Annotated in this window: 17 protein-coding genes; 10 read left to right on the top strand and 7 right to left on the bottom strand. The window is 44.0% G+C overall.

Translation table 11 applies throughout. The features are described from left to right. Positions 1-40: 40 nt before the first annotated feature. Positions 41-967, bottom strand: coding sequence for a DUF58 domain-containing protein (locus tag AAEO56_RS15310; protein ID WP_341697936.1), 927 nt, complete (start codon positions 965-967; stop codon positions 41-43). Positions 968-1,529: 562 nt separating this feature from the next. Between AAEO56_RS15310 and AAEO56_RS15305 the strand changes: the two genes are divergently transcribed. After that, positions 1,530-2,147 (top strand): hypothetical protein, encoded by a 618-nt coding sequence (locus AAEO56_RS15305; protein ID WP_341697935.1) that lies wholly within the window; start codon positions 1,530-1,532, stop codon positions 2,145-2,147. A 281-nt stretch (positions 2,148-2,428) separates the two neighbouring features. Here AAEO56_RS15305 and AAEO56_RS15300 read toward each other — a convergent pair whose 3' ends face one another. Then, the gene (locus AAEO56_RS15300; RefSeq protein WP_341697934.1) at positions 2,429-3,490 is read right to left on the bottom strand and encodes an NADH:flavin oxidoreductase; all 1,062 of its coding nucleotides are present in this window, start codon (positions 3,488-3,490) and stop codon (positions 2,429-2,431) included. Positions 3,491-3,591: 101 nt separating this feature from the next. On the opposite strand from AAEO56_RS15300, the gene AAEO56_RS15295 reads away from it, so the two are divergent. Further along, entirely contained in the window at positions 3,592-3,948 is a 357-nt protein-coding gene (locus tag AAEO56_RS15295) for a winged helix-turn-helix transcriptional regulator (RefSeq protein ID WP_341697933.1), read from the top strand. A 431-nt stretch (positions 3,949-4,379) separates the two neighbouring features. Here AAEO56_RS15295 and trxA read toward each other — a convergent pair whose 3' ends face one another. The 4 genes from trxA to AAEO56_RS15275 form a co-directional block, all read right to left on the bottom strand. Beyond that, positions 4,380-4,697 carry a thioredoxin gene (trxA, locus tag AAEO56_RS15290; protein WP_341697932.1) on the bottom strand — a complete coding sequence of 106 codons (318 nt, stop codon included), beginning with the start codon at positions 4,695-4,697 and terminating at the stop codon, positions 4,380-4,382. A gap of 115 nt (positions 4,698-4,812) precedes the next feature. Further along, positions 4,813-9,324 carry a DNA polymerase III subunit alpha gene (dnaE, locus tag AAEO56_RS15285; protein WP_341697931.1) on the bottom strand — a complete coding sequence of 1,504 codons (4,512 nt, stop codon included), beginning with the start codon at positions 9,322-9,324 and terminating at the stop codon, positions 4,813-4,815. A gap of 209 nt (positions 9,325-9,533) precedes the next feature. Beyond that, a complete protein-coding gene (locus AAEO56_RS15280) occupies positions 9,534-9,926 on the bottom strand; it encodes an RNA recognition motif domain-containing protein (protein ID WP_341697930.1) in 393 nt (130 codons plus the stop codon). Between the two features lie 144 nt (positions 9,927-10,070). After that, positions 10,071-10,544 carry a DUF6252 family protein gene (locus AAEO56_RS15275; RefSeq protein ID WP_341697929.1) on the bottom strand — a complete coding sequence of 158 codons (474 nt, stop codon included), beginning with the start codon at positions 10,542-10,544 and terminating at the stop codon, positions 10,071-10,073. Between the two features lie 229 nt (positions 10,545-10,773). Between AAEO56_RS15275 and AAEO56_RS15270 the strand changes: the two genes are divergently transcribed. The 8 genes from AAEO56_RS15270 (at position 10,774) to AAEO56_RS15235 (ending at position 20,556) form a co-directional block, all read left to right on the top strand. Beyond that, positions 10,774-11,328 (top strand): 30S ribosomal protein S16, encoded by a 555-nt coding sequence (locus AAEO56_RS15270; RefSeq protein ID WP_341697928.1) that lies wholly within the window; start codon positions 10,774-10,776, stop codon positions 11,326-11,328. Positions 11,329-11,341: 13 nt separating this feature from the next. Next, on the top strand, positions 11,342-11,872 hold the full coding sequence (rimM, locus tag AAEO56_RS15265) for a ribosome maturation factor RimM (protein WP_341697927.1): 531 nt from the start codon (positions 11,342-11,344) through the stop codon (positions 11,870-11,872). A gap of 96 nt (positions 11,873-11,968) precedes the next feature. Further along, on the top strand, positions 11,969-12,676 hold the full coding sequence (locus AAEO56_RS15260; RefSeq protein WP_341697926.1) for a tRNA1(Val) (adenine(37)-N6)-methyltransferase: 708 nt from the start codon (positions 11,969-11,971) through the stop codon (positions 12,674-12,676). A gap of 139 nt (positions 12,677-12,815) precedes the next feature. Further along, positions 12,816-13,253 (top strand): hypothetical protein, encoded by a 438-nt coding sequence (locus AAEO56_RS15255; RefSeq protein ID WP_341697925.1) that lies wholly within the window; start codon positions 12,816-12,818, stop codon positions 13,251-13,253. A gap of 159 nt (positions 13,254-13,412) precedes the next feature. After that, positions 13,413-14,492, top strand: coding sequence for an efflux RND transporter periplasmic adaptor subunit (locus AAEO56_RS15250; RefSeq protein WP_341697924.1), 1,080 nt, complete (start codon positions 13,413-13,415; stop codon positions 14,490-14,492). 25 nt (positions 14,493-14,517) lie between these two features. Continuing rightward, entirely contained in the window at positions 14,518-17,721 is a 3,204-nt protein-coding gene (locus tag AAEO56_RS15245) for an efflux RND transporter permease subunit (protein ID WP_341697923.1), read from the top strand. 1 nt (position 17,722) lies between these two features. Next, positions 17,723-19,159: a TolC family protein gene (locus tag AAEO56_RS15240; RefSeq protein WP_341697922.1), complete on the top strand. Its 1,437-nt coding sequence runs from the start codon at positions 17,723-17,725 to the stop codon at positions 19,157-19,159. Positions 19,160-19,377: 218 nt separating this feature from the next. Further along, on the top strand, positions 19,378-20,556 hold the full coding sequence (locus AAEO56_RS15235; protein WP_341697921.1) for an acyl-CoA dehydrogenase family protein: 1,179 nt from the start codon (positions 19,378-19,380) through the stop codon (positions 20,554-20,556). 66 nt (positions 20,557-20,622) lie between these two features. Here AAEO56_RS15235 and AAEO56_RS15230 read toward each other — a convergent pair whose 3' ends face one another. Next, positions 20,623-22,221 carry a DUF4832 domain-containing protein gene (locus AAEO56_RS15230; RefSeq protein WP_341697920.1) on the bottom strand — a complete coding sequence of 533 codons (1,599 nt, stop codon included), beginning with the start codon at positions 22,219-22,221 and terminating at the stop codon, positions 20,623-20,625. Positions 22,222-22,292 lie beyond the last annotated feature (71 nt).

Genomic DNA, 22,292 nt, shown 5'->3' with positions numbered 1-22,292 from the left:
AAATGTTTTCGAAACAATTTGAAAATTATTTTTCATCATTTTATCCAAACTTTTGTTTTTCAGCGAGGTATGTCGTCAATATTTTTTCAAATTTTTCATCAACAGAAACGGGAACATACTTAATCCTATACTGAATACACGTGTCGGCAACTTTTTTAAAATAGGCCTCCACAAGCTTTTCGTACTCGTCTTTTACATTTTCGGCAAAAAGGTTCACCTGCTCCCCGCTTTCCAGGTCGATAAATTTCCTCGGTGTATTGTCAAAATCAAAGCTGAACTCCGTTTTCCTGTCGATTACATGGAATAATACCACTTTGTGCTTGTCGTGCTTTAGGTGCTGCAATGCGTTGAACAGTGCTTCGTCGTTGCCCGGCTGGAACATATCGGTGAACAATATGATCATCGAGCGCCTGTGCATCTTTTGGGCTATCTGGTGCAGGAACGTAATGGTATCGGTAGCTTTTGCCTGCCCGGGAGCTGCTAATATACCCTCCAGCTTGTTCAGTAGCATCCTGTGGTGCCTCCCGCTGCCCTTTTCCGGAGCGTAGAATTCGTAGGTGTCCGAATATACGCTCAACCCAACGGCATCGCGCTGGCGCTTCAGCAGGTCCATCAGTACCGCAGATGCCAGTACCGAAAACCCGATCTTATTCTCATAAAATGGCTGGCCATCCTTTAGCTTTGGGTAATGCATGGACGACGAGTTATCAACTATCAGGTGGCAGCGCAGGTTGGTTTCCTCCTCATAGCGCTTTGTGTAGAGCCTGTCGGTACGCGCAAACAGCTTCCAGTCGATGTGCTTGGTGCTCTCGCCTGCATTATACACCTTATGTTCGGCAAACTCCGAGGAAAACCCATGAAACGGGCTCTTGTGCATGCCCGAGATAAACCCCTCCACGATCTGGTTGGCTAGTAGCTCCAGGTGCGAAAAACTGGATATCTTTTCTAATTGTCCTTCTATCTTCATAATTTCAAATGTAGGGAATTTGAGAATATTTTGCCACGAATTATACCAATTTCACCAATTCTATATTGAAACGCTGATAGTAAAAAATTATTTGAAGCAGCCATCGAAACGCTTCTTTGGAGAGGCATGGTCCCGTCGTCCGCTTTATCCCTCCTCCGTCGGGGATGTCGCTGCCACCGCGGCTATGTGAAAATGTCTTTTTTGTTTTACCATAAAGTCTATTAAGAGACAAAACATAAGTTGCACAAAGCCTTGCGAACTTTATGCAAAATCTTTGTGCAACTTGTGGTAAAAGATAAAAGCCCCGAAGGACTTAAATAATTAAATATAACCCGTTAGGATATTGGTTTGCTTTTAGACTTCAAGATTTTGAATTTCAGTATTTTGATAGATGTATAATGAAATTATTTACTTCAATTAATTACACCATGTGGTTAAAATGAATCACTTTTCTTAAATAGGGTAGCTTTTAAAATTTGCTATCCTTAATTTGCGAATTTTTAGGTTAGCAGCGATTATTATTATATTTTTAGCGCTTTAATTATTAACCATATTTTAAACCATGAAACAATTTAGAATTTTAATTTTAGCAAGTGCAGTGATCCTGACATCTTGTAAGAATGAACAAAAAACGGAACAAACTGAGGAACAAACTAAAGAAAGTACTGTTGCTATTGTAAGACCGGAACCAAAAACAACTGTATCCGGTACTTCTTTTATAGATGAAAGTGAGAATACTTATGATAAACAATATCAAACAGGGAGTTATACAAAAGAAAAATATACTGTTGTAAGTTATACTACAAATGCCAAATTCTCTGAAACAGACTTCGAAAATGGTGCACCAAATGAAGAACAACAATTAGTAGCTGTAAACATTGCCCTTGAGAGTCTTGAATGTAATGGAGTATATTCCGGAATGAATACAAGTTTTTCGATTCATTTAGATGATAAATCAGAAGGAATACAAAAATTTACTTCTTTTAAACCGGAATTTTATAAAGCAAATCCTAATGCTGTAAGCCTTGATACAAACAATGATCTGGTTTTAAAAAAAGGTGAGAAAGCTGAAAGAGTATTTTATTTCATAGTACCTAAAGATGCAGATCTGTCTAAAGCATATGTGACCCTGTACAGAGGAAGTGATAGAGAAGAACTCAAAGTACAATTAAACCCATAATTTTTGGAAAAGTTATATTATGTGAATAAGGGTTTAACAAATTAAGTATTCACTATAAAATTGCACAGGATAAGATGAAATATTTTATCCTGTTTTTTTTTACCTAGATTTAAATAGTTTAACCGTAAGTTTTAATCTGAAAATAATTACCACATAGAAACATATAAAATAAAAAGAGAGATTAGATAGCTATGTTTGTCTGTATAAAATGAAATTTCTCTTATATTTAAGTAGTATAGCATATGTTTCTATGTGGTGGAAAAATAATTACACGCAACGGATTAATATAATTTCGCTGCACTTGCCGGCTCAAAAGCTTTTAGCTCATCAAACTTTCCTGTTTTCACTTTTTGCACCCATTCCGGGTCCTGTAATAGTGAACGTCCCACAGCTACCAGGTCGAAATCGCCACGCTCGTAGCGTCGCAGTAATTCGCTCAGGTCGGTAGTGCCTGCACCCGCACCCGCACCGAAAAACTCCATAAAGTCGCCCGAAAGCCCTACAGAGCCTACTGTAATAGATGGCTGCCCTGTCACCTTTTTAAGCCACCCTGCAAAGTTGAGGTCGCTGCCTTCAAATTCGTTTTCCCAGTATCTGCGCTGCGACCCGTGGAATATGTCCACACCGGCCTCTGCAAGCGGCAGCACCCAATCCTCAAGCTCCTGCGGCGTATGTGCAAGCTTTACAGTATAATCCTGCTGCTTCCATTGCGATAATCGCAATATGATAACCATGTCAGGGCCAACTGCGGCGCGCATCGCTTTTACGACTTCTACAGCAAAACGGCTGCGCTCTTTTATTGTCTTTCCGCCATACTCATCGGTGCGGTGGTTGGTGCCTTCCCAGAAGAACTGGTCGATAAGGTAGCCGTGCGCGCCGTGTATCTCAAAAGCGTCAAAGCCAAGGTTCTTTGCGTCAAGCGCGGCATGGGCGAAGGCTTTGATAGTGGCTTCAATATCTTCTATTGACATGGAGTCCGGACTTTCAAACGGTACCGGCGGCTCCCATCCGGAGGGGGTATTGCCTACATGCCAAATTTGCGGGGCAATTTTTCCACCTGCAGCATGAACACTATCCACAATGTTTTTCCAGCCGGCAAGAGCCTCTTTTCCGTAAAAGTTAGGTATGTCCTTCATGTTTTTTGAAGAAGGGCGGTTTATCACAGTACCTTCGGTAAGTATCAATCCCACACCGGCTACGGCACGGCGGGTATAGTAGTCGGTATTAAGTTGCGTCGGAATCCCATTGGCGGTAATAGCACGTGTCATCGGAGCCATCACGAAGCGGTTATCAAGGGTCAGGTTTTTATATTGAAACGGTTTAAACAAACGGCTTAGGTCCATAGAATAATGTTATTTAGAATTGATAATGCAAAGTTACGGCATAATAGTCTACTTTTGTAACCAATGATAGTTTATACTGGTAACCTATAAGTAACCACAAAATGCAAAAAGACGTTTTCAGGTACAGCGCCTGCCCCATGCACCGCTCTATGGCCATTCTCGGCACCAAATGGAAGCCTATTATAATATATGCCCTGCGGGAACGCAAAGCGCGTTTCGGGCAGCTGCATACAGCTGTGGGATCTATATCAAAGAAAGTCATGACCTCTACTTTAAAAGAACTGGAGGCCGACGGGATCGTGTTACGTGAGGAGTTCAAAGAACTGCCGCCCCGCGTAGAATATTCGTTGACCGAAAAAGGCCGCACGCTCATCCCGATCATTATCCAGCTGGCCGAATGGGACAACGTTCATTACCTTAATGATAAGGAAGGGCACCCTGAGAAAGCGATGGTTTAAGATTTAACCATTACTCCCCTGCTCTATAATTTTTTGAATTAGAAGAACTACCACAGAGTTTCACAGAGCAGGCACAGAGATCCACGGAGGAATTTAAGTTTGCAAGTTCCTTGCGAGAGCACAGAGCATGGCCTGATAAGCCGTCACGCTCTGTGCTCTCACACCAAAGGTGTTGTCTTTAAAAACTAACTCTTTGGATCTCTGTGCCTGCTCTGTGAAACTCTGCGTAATAGCCTTACACTGCAAATGAGCCTAAAGATACACAAAGGCCTTTCCCTTTAGCCCTGATGGAAGCGACATCCCCGACGAAGGAGGGATATAGCGAACAGCAGGAAAGACGACAGCAAAAATGCGCTTAGCCGGCTGCTATAAAAAAAATCCAAACAAAAAGCCCCAACTTACGTCAGGGCTTCAGTTCTCAAAGAGAAATATTATAGTAACGCATCAATAGCATTAGTGTACGTTTGCTTAGGGGCAACGCCTACCTGCCTTCCCACAACTTCGCCGTTTTGGAAAACAAGTACTGTAGGTATGTTCCTTACGCCATATTTGGCCGCAAATTCCTGGTTGGCATCAACGTCAACTTTGCCTACAACGGCTTTGCCTTCATATTCAGTGCCAATCTCATCAATGATCGGGCCTACCATACGGCAGGGTCCACACCATGCTGCCCAAAAATCCACTAATACCGGTTTGTCTGATTTCAATACTAACTCGTCAAAAGTAGCATCTGTTATTGCTTGTGCCATATTATTTTTTTACTTAGAATGATTTAATACACAAATTTACGCATTAATACGTGAACGATTTGTTAAACGATATTAGATTTAGCTATAGTGGTATAGACTAAATTTATTAGAAAATTTAATTCAACCGGAAGTTCAGTTGCAGTTTATCCAGTTCCTGCAACAACTCATTTGAAATCTTCACCTTCAGCTTCCGGCTAGGCATCGTCAGCTTGGTAACCACTTGTATTTCTTCTACATCGGTCTCAATCGTGCCGCCCACTTCAGGACTATCGAATTCGCCCATACCATCATCGTCAGACGACTCATTTGCGACAGCAACAGCCGCCGCAATCTCCACTTTCCTTTTAACTTTTTCCAGTTCCATGACCTCAAAAGTTACGGTATTATCGCCCGAGTTGCTGCGAAATATCTGGCTGAGGGTATTTATTACCTGTTCCTGCAATTCGGCTACATTAAACTGGATGATGAGCTTTTTCGCAAAAGTGGTCAGTACGTCCTGAAGGTATTGTATGGCTATGAATTGCAGCCTCGGCTCACCCTTCTTGCCTTCCTGGTTTACCCAGCCTTCTTTTACCAAAACCCTTAAATACGTAAAGTTATTCCCGATGAGGAAGTGCCTGAACTTGAGGTATTCCTCGCCGTATATCCTGAACTCATGATTTTCGTCATACCCTTCCAGTACAAACGACGCCCAGCCCTTGCCATTTTTGGCGACCTTGTGCTGTACATTCGATATAATGCCTCCAAAGCTGAGGTTTTTGCCAACATGCTGCTCAAGGCTTTTGAGCGTATCCAGGCGCGAGTTGCAAAAGTATTTCATCTCGAACCTGTAGTCATCCAGCGGATGGCCGGAAATATAGATACCTACCACTTCACGCTCTTTAGCCAGTTTTTCCATGGTGCTCCACTCTTCGCATGGCGGCACTACGGGTTCGGGTATCTGCACCTCGCTGGCTTCTCCGAAAAGGCTTACCTGCGAAGAGTTCTCGTTCTCCTGGAACTTGGAGCCGTAACGGATTGCCTTTTCGAGAAAGGAAATATTTTCGCTTGCATCCATGTAGAAATATTGCCCACGGTGCGTATTAGTAAAGCAATCGAACCCGCCGGCAAGCGCCAGATTCTCGAAGGCTTTTTTGTTAGCCGCACGCAGGTCGATGCGCTTGGCAAGGTCGAATATCGATTTGTAGCTGCCGTTCTTGCGGTTCTCAACGATAGTCTGTACCGCACCGGAGCCCACGCCTTTTATGGCACCCATACCAAAGCGCACAGCATTTTGGTCGTTTACCGTAAATTTATAAAACGATTCATTTACGTCAGGGCCCAAAACCTGCAGCCCCATACGCTTACATTCTTCCATGAAGAAAGATACCTGCTTAATATCGTTCATATTGTTCGAAAGTACTGCCGCCATATATTCAGCAGGGTAATGTGCTTTCAGGTAGGCCGTCTGGTAGGCAATCCACGCATAGCATGTAGAATGCGACTTGTTGAAGGCGTAACTCGCGAAGGCCTCCCAGTCTTTCCATATCTTTTCGAGGACAACCGGATCATGCCCTTTTTCGGCGGCCTTGTCCACGAATTTCGGCTTCATCTTGTCGAGCACGTCCTTCTGTTTCTTACCCATAGCTTTACGCAATACGTCGGCCTCGCCTTTTGTAAAGCCAGCCAGCTTCTGCGAAAGGAGCATCACCTGTTCCTGGTAAACTGTAATGCCGTAGGTTTCTTTCAGGTATTCCTCGCAGGCATCAAGGTCATATTGTATTTCCTCCTCGCCGTTTTTCCTGCGTACGAAACTCGGAATGTACTCCAAAGGCCCGGGGCGGTACAGTGCATTCATGGCAATAAGGTCGCCAAATACAGTAGGCTTCAGGTCCTTCATGTACTTTTGCATTCCGGGCGACTCGTACTGGAAGATACCCACCGTTTCACCGCGCTGGAAGAGCTCATAGGTCTTTACATCGTCTATCGGGAAGGTATCAGGGTCGAGGTCAATACCTCTTTTATATTTTACGAGCTTAACTGTATCTTTTATCAGGGTGAGCGTTTTCAGCCCAAGGAAGTCCATCTTTAGCAATCCCGCGCTTTCCACCACTGAGTTATCGAACTGCGTTACATACAGGTCGGAATCCTTCGCCAGCGCAACGGGAACGAAATTCGTTATATCCGACGGCGTAATGATTACCCCGCAGGCATGAATTCCTGTATTCCTTAGCGATCCTTCGAGCACCTTGGCCTGTTGAATGGTTTCTGAAGCAAGGTCGCCAACCGTTGCCATCGCTATCAGTTCCTGTACTTTATCATACTCATCCGAACGCAATGCCGATTTGAGCGCCGCAGCATCGAGATTGAATATCTTGTCGAGCTTCAGGTTCGGTATCAGCTTGGCTATCTTGTCGGCTTCAAAAAGCGGGAGGTCAAGCACCCGTGCAGTATCGCGGATAGACGATTTTGCAGCCATCGTACCATAGGTAATGATCTGTGCAACCTGATTGGAACCGTATTTTTTTATTACATAATCCATTACACGCCCACGGCCCTCATCATCAAAATCGATATCAATATCGGGCATCGACACACGGTCAGGGTTAAGGAAACGCTCAAAAAGGAGGTCGTACTTAATAGGGTCAATGTTAGTGATTCCCAAACAATATGCCACCACCGATCCCGCTGCCGATCCACGTCCCGGACCAACAGACACGTCGAGGTTTCTCGCTTCGGCAATGAAGTCCTGAACAATAAGGAAATAGCCTGGATATCCGGTATTCTCAATAGTCTTTAATTCAAAATCAAGGCGTTCGCGGATGGCTTCGGTAATTTCGCCATAACGCCTTTCAGCGCCTTTATAAGTAAGGTAAGCCAGGTATTTGTTTTCACCCCGCTTGCCTTCGTCGGCCTCATCTTCGGGAACTATAAATTCTTCGGGTATGTCAAATTTTGGGAGGAGTACATCGCGGTAAAGCGAATAAGCCTCTGTTTTATCCACAATCTCCTGAACGTTGATGATAGCTTCAGGAATGTTGGCGAAGAGCTTTTTCATCTCTTCACCCGGCTTGAAGTAATATTCTTTATTTGGCAGCCCGTAACGGAATCCGCGGCCACGTCCTATAGGGGTGGCCTGCTTCTCGCCGTCTTTTACGCATAACAAAATATCGTGCGCATGCGAGTCTTCCTTGTTTACATAGTAGGTATTATTGGTCGCAACAAGCTTTACGTTATTCTTTTTAGCAAGCGCGATCAGTGTCTGGTTTACGCGGTTCTCATCCTCCTGCCCGTGGTTCATAATCTCAATATAGAAATCTTCCCCAAAAGCTTCTTTCCACCAAAGCAGCGCTTCTTCGGCCTGGTTTTCCCCCATGTTGAGCACCTTGTTTGGCACCTCGCCATACAGGTTGCCCGAAAGCACTATGATGTCTTCCTTATATTTAAGGATAACATTCCTGTCTATCCTCGGCACGTAGTAAAATCCATCGGTGTATGCCACCGACGACATCTTCGCAAGGTTGTGGTAACCCTTTTTATTCTTTGCCAAAAGGACGATCTGATAACCGTTGTCTTTACGGGTTTTGTCTTTATGGTCTTCACACACAAAAAACTCAACGCCTACTATTGGCTTTATGATAACCTCTGTCGGTTCTTCACCATTTTCAATCGCCGCTTTATTCTTTGCCTCAGCAGCCTTGTTGTGGTTAAACACATTGCTCACAAAGTGAAAGGCCCCCATCATGTTAGCATGGTCGGTCATGGCCACAGCAGGCATTTTGTATTTGGCGGCTGCCTTTACGAGGTCGGGTACAGCAATGGTACTTTGGAGTACAGAGAATTGCGTGTGGTTGTGCAGGTGGACAAAATCGACATCCTTAAGGTCCTGCTTAACTGTAGGAGACTGCTTCGTTACCGCTTCTGCCGATTTCAGCTTTTCAAGCCTGAGCCTTACTCCTTCCGACGCCTGCTTTAAATTGATATGCTTAAGCCCTATAAGCTGTATGGGCTGCGGGTTCTTTTCGCGGAATTCATGGAAATAGGTGGGATGCACATCCAGCTCATCCTGCCTGAAAGTCTCCCTTTTTATCAGTTCGAGAAAACAGCGTGTGGTTGCCTCGACATCGGCAGTAGCATTGTGCGCTTCCGCAAAAGGTTCGCCAAAAAGGTGCTGGTGCAGCTCGGTTAGCGTAGGCAGCTTGAACTTACCCCCGCGCCCGCCCGGAAGCTTCAGCATTTCGGCAGTAATTTCGGTACAGGTATCCAGCACTTTCATACCTGTAAGGCTGTTTTCTACCGAAAGGCGGTGAAACTCACAGCCCATGATATTCACATCGAAGCCTACATTCTGCCCAACGATGAATTTGGACCGTGAAAGCGCAGCATTGAATTTTTCAAGCGCCTCGGCAAGGGATATGCCCTGCTCATGTGCCAGCTCTGTAGAAATACCGTGGATTCTCTCGGCATCATAAGGTATGTTGAAGCCTTCCGGCTTTATGATATAATCCTGGTGCTCGAGCAGGCCTCCCATATCATCGTGCAGCTGCCACGCTATCTGTATACAGCGGGGCCAGTTATCGGTATCGGTAACGGGTGCGTCCCAGCGTTTGGGTAATCCGGTGGTTTCAGTGTCAAAAATCAGGTACATAACCGGGTTTGTATTTGGAAGTTAAAAGAAATCGTCCGCGAATTGCAGACTTTTCAAAAATACGCTATTTTGCGGGAATAGTAAAATGGATTTATTAACAGGCCTGTTCTTTACTCCGATAAAGCTAACCTGAAAGCGCAAAGTCTGATTACGGTAAGACCAAAAAAAAACCACCCCGAAGGATGGTTTTTATAAATGCTTTATACTGATTAGTAGCCTCCGCCGCGGTTGTATCCGCCACGGTCACCACCGCCACGATTAAATCCACTGCCACTACCACCACCACTACGGTTGTTGTCTCTGTTAAAGCCACCACCACCGCTTGGACGGTTATTATTAAAGCTTCTTCTCTCACCTTCCGGTCTTGGCTCAGATTTGTTTACAACGATTGCCCTTCCAGATACGGTTGCACCATTCAGCTCATCGATAGCTTTTTGGGCTTCTTCTTCGTTTGGCATCTCAACGAAACCAAAACCTTTACTCCTGCCAGTAAATTTATCTGTAATGATCTTTACAGAATCTACCGATCCATAAGCCTCAAAAGACTCTCTTAAATCTGCCTCCTCAATGCTGAATGGAAGGCTTCCAACGAATATGTTCATAAAAAATTAATTAATTTATTTTCTTTTTTCGGCATTCTACCGTTTACAAATATAATCTTATTTAGTTATAAATAACCGTAATATTTTTTTTTAATAAAATTTTAATACAACAGTTGCTTATTTCCCGTAAAAACCATACCTGAATTACGGACCCGAAGTAATAGGAACCCTAAAGAATACGCCTTGCTGGAAGTTTACCACGTTACCATCCTCATCCTCTGCATTGAAGTAAAATTTCCCTGTAACATATCCTGCAGCCAGGTTGGTCTCCCTTGGATCTGCGCTTATAGTTATCTGCCCGTCACCAATACCTGATCCTGTGCTGTAAAACATTTCAATACCATCTACAGACAATGTATAGGAAGCCTTATTACTATTGTTTACCCCAAGTGCATATACACCCGGATCTATATTCTGTGTTTTAAGCAGTATAGTCTCAAACCCATTGTTTGCACTTATAGTAAGAGAATTATCTCCTCCCTTAACGGCACTAAACTCTGTGGCTTTCCATAGCTCATTATCTTTAAGTCCCTGTACAGCGGGATTGTTAAATTTCACGTCTTCTTCACATGAGGTTAAAACAGCCAACAGCACTATAAGTGATAAAATCTTTTTCATTATTAAATAGTTAGAAGGGGTAACTCAAATTTTACAACGACAAAAATAGTTTTTTATCGAATATATCCTAATCAAAACAGAAGAAATCATAATTATTTTTTAATATTTTTAAATCTACACCCTGTAAATATTCAAAAAAAGAGGCACCTATAGTATCATACCAATAAAGTTTATTATATTTGCGCCCTTATTAACGAGGTCGGGTACCTCAAAATTTAATCTAAAGATTATGCCTGTAAAAATCAGACTACAAAGACACGGTAAAAAAGGAAAACCTTTTTACTGGGTAGTAGCAGCGGACAGCCGCTCTAAAAGGGACGGTAAATTCCTTGAAAAATTAGGAACTTACAATCCAAACACTAACCCTGCAACCATCGAGCTTAACCTTGACAACACTGTACAGTGGCTTTGGAATGGCGCACAGCCGACGGATACTGCAAGGGCAATCCTTTCTTATAAAGGAGCACTATTGAAGCACCACCTTGAAGGAGGCGTTCGTAAAGGAGCGATTACTCAGGAGCAGGCTGATGAGAAATTAGCAAAATGGCTTGATGAGAAATCAGGAAAAGTTGACGCTAAAAAAGACGGACTTTCTACAGCACAGGCTGATGCCAAAGCAAAAGCGCTTGCTGCCGAGAAAAAAGTAAATGAAGATCGTATCGCTGCAGCTAAACAAGCTGAGGCAGATTTAGCAAAAGCAAATGAGCCGGTAGCAGAAGAAGCTACTGAGGAAACTGTTGCTGAAACATCTTCGGAAGAAAACACAGAAGAAACCCAGGCTTAATTTTACCGGCGCAATGCGTAAAGAAGATTGTTTCTATTTAGGCAAAATCGCCAAAAAATTCAGTTACAAGGGAGAAGTGCTGGCCTGGCTGGACACGGACGACCCGGGTCTCTATCAAAATATGGAATCAGTGTTTGTTGAATTCAACGGACATCTGGTTCCATTTTTTATTGAAAGCAGTTCGCTGCACAAAAATGATTTCCTACGCATCCGTTTTGAGGATATAGCAAGCGAAGAAGAAGCCGACAAGATCATGGGCTGTGCCATATACCTTCCGCTATCCATGCTTCCAAAGCTGGAGGGCAACAAATTCTATTTCCACGAGATCATAGGCTTTACAGCCGAAGACCAGAGGCTTGGCGAGATTGGCGAAATAGTAGGCGTAAACGACACCTCGTCGCAGGCGCTTTTCGAAATAAAAAAGGGCGACATCGAAATACTTATCCCGATGATCGACCATTTTATTATAAAAGTCGACAGGGAAAACAAAAAGATTATCCTGGATACTCCTGAAGGGCTGGTTGATCTTTACCTTAATAGTTAATAGTTGTCAGTTGATGGTTGTCAGTTGATGGTTCCTACACATCTTTCATCTATTATCTTTCATCTAAAAATCTAATAATCCAACAATCTCTCCGGAATGTTCCAATTCAAGCAATTCAACATACAGCAGGACAAGTGCGCTATGAAAGTGGGCACCGACGGTGTACTGCTTGGCGCATGGGCACCGTTGCACCATAACCCTTACTCTATTTTGGATATTGGCGCGGGCACGGGGCTCATTGCCCTTATGCTGGCACAGCGCAGCAATGCCGAACAGGTAGATGCGCTTGAAATTGACGATGATGCTTATGAGCAGGCGGTAGACAATTTTGAAAGTTCCCCCTGGAGCGACAGGCTGTTTTGCTACCATGCCGGCCTGGACGAATTTATGGAAGAGCCCGAAGATGAGTACGACCTTATTGTTTCCAATCCACCATTCTATACCGAAGATTATACAAGTGGTGATGAACAGCGCGACACAGCGAGGTTCTCCGCCTCACTCCCGTTTGAGGATTTGGCAGAGGCAGCATCTTTATTATTATCTGATGTGGGCATCTTTGCAATCATCCTGCCTTTTAAGGAGGAAGATACGTTTTTGGCCTTAGCAAAAGAGAACGAATTATATCCTGTAAAGATAACCCGCGTAAAAGGCACTCCAACTGCCGAAACCAAACGCACCCTGATGGCATTTTCGAGGGATGAAAACCCTAATACTGTTATTGACGAGCTCATTATAGAGACTTCCCGCCATATATATACGAAGGAGTATGTAGCTCTTACTCAGGATTTTTACCTAAAAATGTAGAAAAAACCATAACACCGATATTAAATAAATAAAATATAAAATATTTCCCTGAACTGTAACGTTTTCGAAGATATTCACATAAAATTTTACCGTTAAACACTTGTTTAAATGCATTGGTTTATATAATTTTGTCCGCAATATGAAGAAGTTCCTGATTCAATCTTATCTATGGCTTTCTGTTCTCCTTTTGGGAGGGCATGCACAGTCATTTGCCAGTCAGGATATTCTTTTACAGGACACATTAAAAAATGCTGCCGAACAGGAGTTCGAGAGTTTTCACTCTGCATCATTTGAAAACTACGCAGTACTTATCAACTACGCTACGTTGCATTTTGAGAAACAAAATGACAAGATAGAGTCTTTTGACAATGAGGAAGAGGAAGAAGAACTTTCCATATCCAAACTTCCGTTTTACAAAAAATACGTCGAGCTTAATAAGCAATTCTCAACTTCTTATTACGCGAACACTCCCGAACTTTCTTACCAAAGCCTGAAAAAAAGCGTGCCTCCAAGCGGGCTTTTTTTGCATTTTACACCTCAAAGGCGGTATATAATGTTCAGGGTGATCAGGATATGATTTACTCCGGGCAACTTATTGCCTAAAATCTTCACATCTTTATTATACTGATTATCGTGGTGTTAGCCAACGAAATGAGTATTCGTATTGTTACTCTTACAATACATTTTTTTTCGAAACTCAAAACCAAAATAGCGTTCCGCTTAAAAGCAATTAACAATGAAAAGAATCATCGTAGTGATGGGCTTGTGTGCTGTATTATTCACAAGCTGTCAATCAAAAGAAGAGAAAAAAGAAGAAGAAACAGAATTCCTTGTAACCAATCCTATTAAAAAGGATACCCTGATCACCAAAGATTATGTGGCCCAGGTTCGCTCTATACAGCACATTGAGCTAAGGGCACAGGAAAGAGGTTACTTAGAAAAAATTTATGTTGATGAAGGCCAGGCTGTAAAGAAAGGCACACTGCTTTTCCGTATCATGCCAAACCTGTACGAAGCCGAGATGCAGCGTGCGCAGGCCGAAGCAAACTTTGCTGAAATTGAATACCAAAACACCAAAAGGCTGGCTGACAGTAAAGTTGTAGCCCCTAATGAGCTGGCTATGGCCAAAGCAAAACTGGACAAGGCTAAAGCCGAACTATCACTTACCAAAGTACACCTGCAGTTTACCGAGATCCGTGCGCCGTTTGACGGAATCATCGACCGTTTCCACGTAAGGCTGGGCAGCCTTGTTGACGAAGGCGACCTGCTTACAGAGCTTTCTGATAACAGCAAGATGTGGGTATATTACAATGTTCCCGAAGCTGAATACCTTGCTTACAAAGAAAAGATACAAACCGGTGGGAAGCCGCATGTAAACCTCCTTATGGCAAATAACGAGATGTTTGAATATCCGGGGATTGTTGAAACCATTGAGGCCGACTTCAATAATGAAACCGGAAACATTGCCTTCAGGGCTACATTCCCTAATCCTAAAGGATTATTAAGGCATGGTGAAACCGGTAATATCCGTATGACGGAACCGTATAAAAATGCGCTTATGATACCTCAGAAAGCCACATTTGAAGTACTTGAGAAAAAATATGTGTATGTAATAGACAAGAACAACGAGGTTAAATCGAGAGAGATAACCCTGGCTGCTGAATTGCCACACGTATTTATTATAAAAGACGGGCTTTCTACAGATGACAAAATACTTCTTGAAGGTTTGCGCCTTGTAAAAGAAAATGAAAAAATTAAGTATAAAGTAGAGAAACCGGAATATGTGTTGTCACATTTGGAACTATACGCTGAATAATTGAACAACTTAAAAAGAAAAAAACATGTTTAGTAAATTCATACAAAGGCCCGTCTTTGCGATCGTAATTTCGATTATGATCGTTTTCATGGGTTCGTTGTCAATTATGCAGCTGCCAACTTCGCAATTTCCTGAAATTGCGCCGACAACTGTAAATATATTTATCGCCTATCCGGGCGCGAGTGCCGATGTATTGGTTAAATCGACCCTTATTACATTGGAGAATGCCATCAACGGTGTTCAGGATGCACGATATATAGCAACCGATGCAACCAGCGCCGGTGAAGCAACACTAAGGATCATCTTTGAACCGGGCACCGACCCTAACCAAGCAGTAATCCGGGTGAAAACCAGGGTTGACCAGGTTATGCCGCTGCTACCGGAACTTGTACAGCGAGAAGGGGTTGTTATTACCCCTATCCAGCCAAGTATGTTGATGTACGTAAACCTCTATGCCAAAGATAAAGGCATGGATGAAAAGTTCCTGTACAACTATGCCAGCGTTAAAATGATTCCTGAGATCAACAGGATCAAGGGTGTGGGCAGGACCCAGATATTAGGTAGCCGTACCTACGCAATGCGTATATGGCTGAACCCTGAGCGCATGAGGGCCTACAGCATTTCTGTTGACGAGGTGATGAAAGCTTTGGGCGACCAGAGTATTGTTGGGCGTCCGGGACGTATCGGGCAGAGTTCCGGTATCCAGGCGCAGTCGCTGGAATATGTACTTACCTATAAAGGAAGGTATAGTGAGCCTTCGGAATATGAAAATGTCATTATACGTGCCAATTCAAGTGGTGAAGCGATTCGCCTGAAAGACATCGGTAAAGCCGAGTTGGGCAGCGAATTCTTCGATATCTACTCGAACCTTGACGGGCACCCTTCGGCATCGATCGTATTGAAGCAGAACTACGGTAGTAACGCGAGTGATGTAATCAAGAACGTGAAGGCGAAACTGGAGGAAATGAAGGAAACGTTCCCTCCCGGAATGGATTATAAGATCAGTTATGACGTATCGCAGTTCCTTGACGCGTCTATAGAGCAGGTGGTGCATACGCTAAGGGATGCGTTTATCCTTGTGGCTATCGTTGTATTTATCTTCCTTGGCGACTGGCGTTCTACGCTTATCCCAATATTAGCAGTACCGGTATCCCTCATCGGGGCGTTCTTTGCCATCCAGATGTTTGGCCTTTCCATCAACCTGGTTACGCTGTTTGCACTTGTACTGGCCATTGGTATCGTTGTGGATGACGCGATTGTCGTCGTCGAGGCGGTGCATGCCAAGTTCGAGGAGTTTCCCAATATATCGCCTTACCTGGCTGTTAAAAAAGTACTGGGTGAGATAACCGGGGCGATCATAGCGATTACCGCGGTAATGGTATCGGTATTCCTCCCTATTTCCTTCATGTCCGGGCCGGTTGGTACCTTCTACCGCCAGTTCTCTATTACCATGGCGAGCTCGATCGTAATTTCGGCTATTGTGGCACTTACGCTTACCCCTGTATTGTGTGCGATGCTTTTGAAAAACCACCACGGCCACGAAAAGAAAAAGAATATACTTACTAAAGCCCTTGACAGCTTCAACCGCGGCTTTGATAAAATGACCGGCAAGTATGTAAGCTTGTTGCGTAATATCGTTAGCAGGAGATGGCTTACATTTTTTGTATTGCTTGCTTTCTGCGCGGGTACATTCTATGTGAACAAGATTCTTCCGGCAGGGTTTATCCCGATTGAAGACCAGGGTACTATTTATGCGATCATCCAGACACCTCCTGGCTCTACGCTTGAAACCACAAACCAGGTTTCGCAAAGGCTCCAGAAAATTTGTGAGAAAGTGGATGGCGTGGAATCAGTATCTTCCCTTGCAGGTTATGAGATCATGACCGAAGGCCGTGGATCTAACGCTGGTACATGTCTTATCAACCTTAAGCCTTGGCATGACAGGAAACATACTGTTGTTGAAGTGATGGAAGAGCTTGAAGGAAAAACGAGGAGCCTTGGTGCAAAAATCGAGTTCTTTGAGCCGCCGGCCATTCCCGGATTTGGATCTTCAGGTGGTTTCTCAATGCGTCTGTTGGATAAAAACACGACTACGGATTATGCCGATTTTGATAAGATCAACAAAAAATTCATGGACGACCTTAGCAAGCGTAAAGAGCTGACAGGTTTGTTTACCTTCTTCGCGGCCAACTATCCGCAATATGAATTGGTTATTGATAATAACCTTGCCATGCAGAAAGGCGTATCTATTGGAGATGCAATGGAAAACCTTAATATCATGGTAGGTAGTACCTATGAGCAGGGCTTTATTAAGTTCAACCGTTTCTTTAAGGTGTATGTACAGGCTGACCCTAAGTTCAGAAGGCTACCTTCGGATATCTTAAATCTCTTTGTTAAAAATGACAAAGGTGAAATGGTACCATATTCTGCCTTTATGAAACTGGTAAAAGGACAGGGGCCAAATGAGATCACGCGTTACAACATGTACAACTCAGCAGCGATCCAGGGGCTTCCGGCCAAAGGCTATACAACAGCCGATGCTATTGCCGCCGTTAAGGAAGTAGCCGAAAAGCTGCCTAAAGGATACGGTATTGCATGGGAAGGCCTTTCTTTTGACGAGGCAAATAAAGGTAACGAGTCGGTTTACATCTTCCTGATCGTATTGGCATTCGTTTACTTTGTACTTGCAGCACAATATGAAAGCTTCATCATTCCGTTTGCGGTTGTGTTCTCACTTCCGGTTGGGGTTTTCGGAACATTCTTATTGCTTAAGCTAATGGGTCTTGAAAACAATATCTATGCACAGATCGGGCTCATCATGCTCGTCGGGCTCTTAGGTAAGAATGCCGTACTGATCGTAGAATTTGCCGTCCATAAGCGAGGGGAAGGATTATCGATATTCGAGGCGGCCATCGAAGGTGCCAAGGTACGTTTCCGTCCGATCCTTATGACCTCGTTCGCCTTCATCGCCGGTTTGATCCCATTAATCATTGCAACAGGCGCAGGAGCTATTGGTAACAGGACGATTGGTGGCGCTGCACTGGGCGGTATGCTTTTCGGAACTGTATTCGGGGTAGTTATCGTGCCGGGCTTGTACTACATATTCGGTACACTGGCAGATGGCAGGAAACTGATCAAGTTTGAAGACGAAAGCTCTTTATCAGATTCCATTGCGCACCAGATAGATGATTTCAATACACCTAATGAAGAAACACATGAAACCAAATAGTATGGTTAAGAAGATAATATACAGAGGCGTGGTCGTAGCGGTAGCTGCGATAAGCTTTACAGCATGTAAACTCCCGGGCGTAGTGCAGCGGGAGGAGAACAAAAACGTACCGGCTGCCTATGCAAACGGCATGGCACAGGATACAACGAATACTGCCCAGATAAAATGGAAGAAGTATTTTACCGACCCTGACCTTGCTGCCCTTATCGATACGGCCCTGCAAAATAACCAGGAGCTGAACATCACCATGCAGGAGATAGCCATTGCCAAGAACGAGATCCGCGCCCGCAAAGGGGAATACCTTCCCTTTGTGGGGTTGGGCGCCGGTGCAGGCGTGGACAAAGTGGGCCGTTATACCAATATCGGTGCACTGGAGGCCACAACCGACATCACACCCGGTAAAGAAATGCCGGAGCCATTGCAGGACTACAGGTTTGGTGCAACGGCTTCATGGGAGATAGACATCTGGAACAAGCTGCATAACGCTAAAAAAGCAGCGGTGAACAGGTACCTTTCTACTGTAGAGGGAAAAAACTTTATGGTAACCAACCTCATCGGGGAGATCGCTTCTACCTATTATGAGCTATTGGCCCTGGATACCCAGCTGGCTATTGTAAAGCAGAATATCGAGATACAAACGAATGCATTGCAGATCGTAAGATTGCAAAAAGAGTCGGCCCGCGTTACCGAACTTGCCGTGCGCAGGTTCCAGGCACAGGTGCTTAATACGCAAAGCCTGCAGTACGAGATCCAGCAAAAGATCGTTGAGACCGAAAACAGGCTTAACTTCCTTGCAGGGCGTTACCCGCAGCCGGTAAAGCGCAGTACGCAGGCCTTCAATGAGCTTGTGCCACAGGTGATACAAGCTGGTATCCCTTCGCAGATGCTGGCTAACCGTCCTGACATCCGCCAGGCAGAGCTTGACCTTATGGCAGCCAAACTGGATGTAAAAGTAGCAAGGGCACGCTTCTACCCGCAGCTGGGCATTTCGGCAGGCATAGGTTACCAGGCGTTCAACCCTTCCTACCTTGTTAAGCCACAGTCATTGCTGTACACCCTTGCGGGCGACCTTACAGCTCCGCTTATCAACAGGAATGCGATAAAAGCTGCTTATTACAGCGCTAACTCTAAACAGGTACAGGCCGTTATCAATTACGAGCGTACGATACTTGAAGCGTACATCCAGGTTGCCAACCAGGTATCGAGGATAAGCAACCTGCAAAAAAGCTATGACCTGAAAGCACAGGAAGTGGATGCCTTGAACCAGTCGGTAATCATTTCTAATGACCTATTCCAATCGGCACGTGCCGACTATATGGAAGTCTTACTCACCCAGCGCGATGCGCTTGAGTCAAAATTTGACCTTATTGAAACAAGGTTGCAGCAAATGAATGCCACCGTTACCATTTACCGTTCTTTGGGCGGCGGATGGAATTAGGGTGCTTTGTTTATTAATTGGTTTGGTTTGAGTGAAAGTCCCGGGGTGAAAGCCGGGGCTTTTTGTATTTAGCAAGAACTCAGAACCGCAGTACTGATACATAATTGCTGTTATTTCCTGAAATTATAAGTTTTCGCGTATTTCGTAGAAATTGCAACATAATTTTATTGATTTGTTAGAATACTTCTTTACTTTTGCCTGTATTAAAACAAAAGTACATGAAACCTGATCTTTTCCAGGCACCTGACTACTACCTGTTGGACGAGTTGCTGACAGATGAGCATAAAATGGTGCGCGATGCTGCCCGCGAGTGGGTTAAGCGCGAAGTTTCCCCGATAATAGAGGACTATGCCCAAAAGGCAGAATTTCCAACACAGATCATAAAAGGCCTTGCCGATATCGGCGCGTTTGGGCCTTACATCCCTGAAGAATATGGCGGCGCAGGCCTTGACCAGATCTCATACGGGCTTATCATGCAGGAGATCGAAAGGGGCGACAGCGGCGTACGCTCTACTGCATCGGTACAGTCGTCGCTGGTAATGTATCCTATCTGGAAATACGGCAATGAGGAGCAGCGTATGAAATACCTGCCGAAACTTGCATCAGGCGAATTTATGGGCTGTTTCGGACTCACCGAACCGGACTATGGGTCGAACCCGGGCGGCATGATCAGCAATTTCAGGGACATGGGCGACCACTACCTGCTTAACGGCGCGAAAATGTGGATCTCCAATGCGCCATTTGCCGATATCGCGGTAGTATGGGCGAAAGACGAGGCAGGCCGTATCCATGGGCTTATCGTAGAGCGCGGCATGGAAGGGTTTACCACTCCTGAGACACACAACAAATGGTCGCTAAGGGCATCGGCCACAGGCGAGCTTATATTTGACAATGTAAAGGTTCCGAAAGAGAACCTGCTTCCTAATAAATCGGGTCTTGGCGCACCGCTTGGCTGCCTTGATTCGGCACGCTACGGTATCGCCTGGGGCGCAATAGGCGCAGCAATGGACTGCTACGACACGGCGCTTCGTTACTCGAAAGAGCGTATCCAGTTTGACAAGCCTATCGGGGCGACACAGCTTCAGCAAAAGAAACTTGCCGAAATGATCACCGAGATCACCAAAGCACAGCTGCTTACCTGGAGGCTTGGTGTACTTCGCAACGAAGGCAAAGCGACTACAGCACAAATCTCTATGGCAAAGCGCAACAATGTGGATATGGCACTTACCATAGCCCGCGATGCCCGCCAGATGCTTGGAGGCATGGGAATCACCGGCGAATACTCGATCATGCGCCACATGATGAACCTGGAAAGTGTTGTAACTTATGAAGGTACACACGACATCCACCTCCTTATTACAGGTATGGACGTAACAGGATTTGCGGCTTTTAAATAGGAAACTAAAATTACTTCATAAAAAAACAGGCTATTTTACAGCCTGTTTTTTATTTTACTGCGCCTACTAATCATGCTTTACGATAATCCTTTTGATCATAGAATCGCTGTTGCCTGAAATCTTCACATAATAAATTCCTTCGGGAAGATTAGAAACAGGCATTGTTATTCCTTGAGACACATTGCTGTATGAACTGACTTCCTGTCCAAGGGTATTCATCATTATCACCGAATACGATCCAGGTATAGTGAGAGAAACAGCAAGAACATTATTGGCCGGAACAGGCGAAACAACAATCCTGCCTGTAAGATGTTCTTGGAGGCCTAATGGCGGCTCTACGGTTACGGTATGGTTCAGGTTATTATATCCCGTGGTTGGTTCCCACATATTTTCGTTGGCAAAACGGATAGCATATTCCGGACGGATGCTTAGTGTAGCATCCGGATCTGGCAGAAACAGATACATGTTATAAGTGCCCTCATTTACACCTTCAAAAGTAAGGCTTTCTGTAATCACAAGTTCTTCAGGGCCGAGCCATGTCCTGGGATCACTTGTTAAAGGCGCTTTAAACTCTTGTCCGGTGATTGTATTCCTCAACACTATATAGGCTATCCTTTGATTAAAAGGTGCGGCAAAACCGTTGTTTTGCAGATTTAGCGTAAAGGACAAGTTTTGGTTTAAAGGTACTTCATCAGGGAGGGTTGCGCTAATTAATCTGAAACGATAACCCAGTGCATTCTCAATCTGGGTATAACATTGAGGAATCCAACTATTTAGCACATCTGGGTTATAATCCTTATTAAGACTTGACCAGTGAAAATAAGTTAGTTCATCTATGGCTGTTGTACATTCACTCCTTGGAGGATTTAAACCGCATGTTTCCCCGTTCATTGGCACAGATACTGTTTGCTCATGCATGTAAATACGTTCCTGCTCTATAGTGGAAGAATTATAGGTACCAACATCATCGGAACTTGCCAAAAAACAATCATTATGGAAACCCACACGCATTGCATTAGCTGATTGTGGATCTGAAGCATACATATTCATTTTATAAAATGGTGTCCTCACTTGTACCATTATATTTTCTGGTAAAACATCAAGAAGAGCATCAACTATTTCTCTTCGGTTTGAGTAATTAGTTGCATTTAAAGGAGTATTATTATATCCCCAACCGCCAAACTCCGCCTGAGTAGTGCCCCACCATTCACCGTAGCTTCCTATAAACCCTGCCTGAACGGTTGAAATAACATCAGCATTTTCTGCCAGCACATTACCAAGTTGATTTATATGGGATAAAATTCTGGTTTTAGAAGCGTCCTGCGGCGTATTATTATACACAAACCGGACAATAACTTTAATTCCTGCATTTCTTATAACATTGAAATCAAGCTGCATATTATCAAGATACTCCTGCGATATATTGGAGTTAACAAAGTTTTCCAGATAAAACCCTCTGTAAATAAGAGTAATATTTTCATTTAAACGATATCCTGTAACCGTTGCTTGATTAAGCAGCGTATAATTTCCCGAATGAGTTTCCGTAAATTTATAAAACCCCCTGTCAGGATTCGCAAAGGTTTCATCAGATCCAAGGTAGGGAGTTTGTGCCTTTGCAATTATGCTACAACAGCATAAAAACAAAAAAAGTAAAATAGTTTTCATAAATATATATTTTAGGTGCATTCTAAAGGTAAGGAATATTTAATCCGCCAATTTAACTTAAACATTAAATT

The organism is Flavobacterium arundinis, assembly GCF_038289855.1.
Classification (GTDB): Bacteria; Bacteroidota; Bacteroidia; order Flavobacteriales; family Flavobacteriaceae; genus Flavobacterium; species Flavobacterium arundinis.
The sequence above is the reverse complement of the archived record's forward strand: the minus strand, read 5'-3'. Positions and strand labels throughout refer to the sequence as shown.

What these genes read in the sequence shown, in the direction of transcription:
- AAEO56_RS15310 (WP_341697936.1), bottom strand. Translation starts at nt 967, where the DNA reads ATGAAGATAGAAGGACAATTAGAAAAGATATCCAGTTTTTCGCACCTG.
- AAEO56_RS15305 (WP_341697935.1), top strand. Translation starts at nt 1,530, where the DNA reads ATGAAACAATTTAGAATTTTAATTTTAGCAAGTGCAGTGATCCTGACA.
- AAEO56_RS15300 (WP_341697934.1), bottom strand. Translation starts at nt 3,490, where the DNA reads ATGGACCTAAGCCGTTTGTTTAAACCGTTTCAATATAAAAACCTGACC.
- AAEO56_RS15295 (WP_341697933.1), top strand. Translation starts at nt 3,592, where the DNA reads ATGCAAAAAGACGTTTTCAGGTACAGCGCCTGCCCCATGCACCGCTCT.
- trxA (WP_341697932.1), bottom strand. Translation starts at nt 4,697, where the DNA reads ATGGCACAAGCAATAACAGATGCTACTTTTGACGAGTTAGTATTGAAA.
- dnaE (WP_341697931.1), bottom strand. Translation starts at nt 9,324, where the DNA reads ATGTACCTGATTTTTGACACTGAAACCACCGGATTACCCAAACGCTGG.
- AAEO56_RS15280 (WP_341697930.1), bottom strand. Translation starts at nt 9,926, where the DNA reads ATGAACATATTCGTTGGAAGCCTTCCATTCAGCATTGAGGAGGCAGAT.
- AAEO56_RS15275 (WP_341697929.1), bottom strand. Translation starts at nt 10,544, where the DNA reads ATGAAAAAGATTTTATCACTTATAGTGCTGTTGGCTGTTTTAACCTCA.
- AAEO56_RS15270 (WP_341697928.1), top strand. Translation starts at nt 10,774, where the DNA reads ATGCCTGTAAAAATCAGACTACAAAGACACGGTAAAAAAGGAAAACCT.
- rimM (WP_341697927.1), top strand. Translation starts at nt 11,342, where the DNA reads ATGCGTAAAGAAGATTGTTTCTATTTAGGCAAAATCGCCAAAAAATTC.
- AAEO56_RS15260 (WP_341697926.1), top strand. Translation starts at nt 11,969, where the DNA reads ATGTTCCAATTCAAGCAATTCAACATACAGCAGGACAAGTGCGCTATG.
- AAEO56_RS15255 (WP_341697925.1), top strand. Translation starts at nt 12,816, where the DNA reads ATGAAGAAGTTCCTGATTCAATCTTATCTATGGCTTTCTGTTCTCCTT.
- AAEO56_RS15250 (WP_341697924.1), top strand. Translation starts at nt 13,413, where the DNA reads ATGAAAAGAATCATCGTAGTGATGGGCTTGTGTGCTGTATTATTCACA.
- AAEO56_RS15245 (WP_341697923.1), top strand. Translation starts at nt 14,518, where the DNA reads ATGTTTAGTAAATTCATACAAAGGCCCGTCTTTGCGATCGTAATTTCG.
- AAEO56_RS15240 (WP_341697922.1), top strand. Translation starts at nt 17,723, where the DNA reads ATGGTTAAGAAGATAATATACAGAGGCGTGGTCGTAGCGGTAGCTGCG.
- AAEO56_RS15235 (WP_341697921.1), top strand. Translation starts at nt 19,378, where the DNA reads ATGAAACCTGATCTTTTCCAGGCACCTGACTACTACCTGTTGGACGAG.
- AAEO56_RS15230 (WP_341697920.1), bottom strand. Translation starts at nt 22,221, where the DNA reads ATGAAAACTATTTTACTTTTTTTGTTTTTATGCTGTTGTAGCATAATT.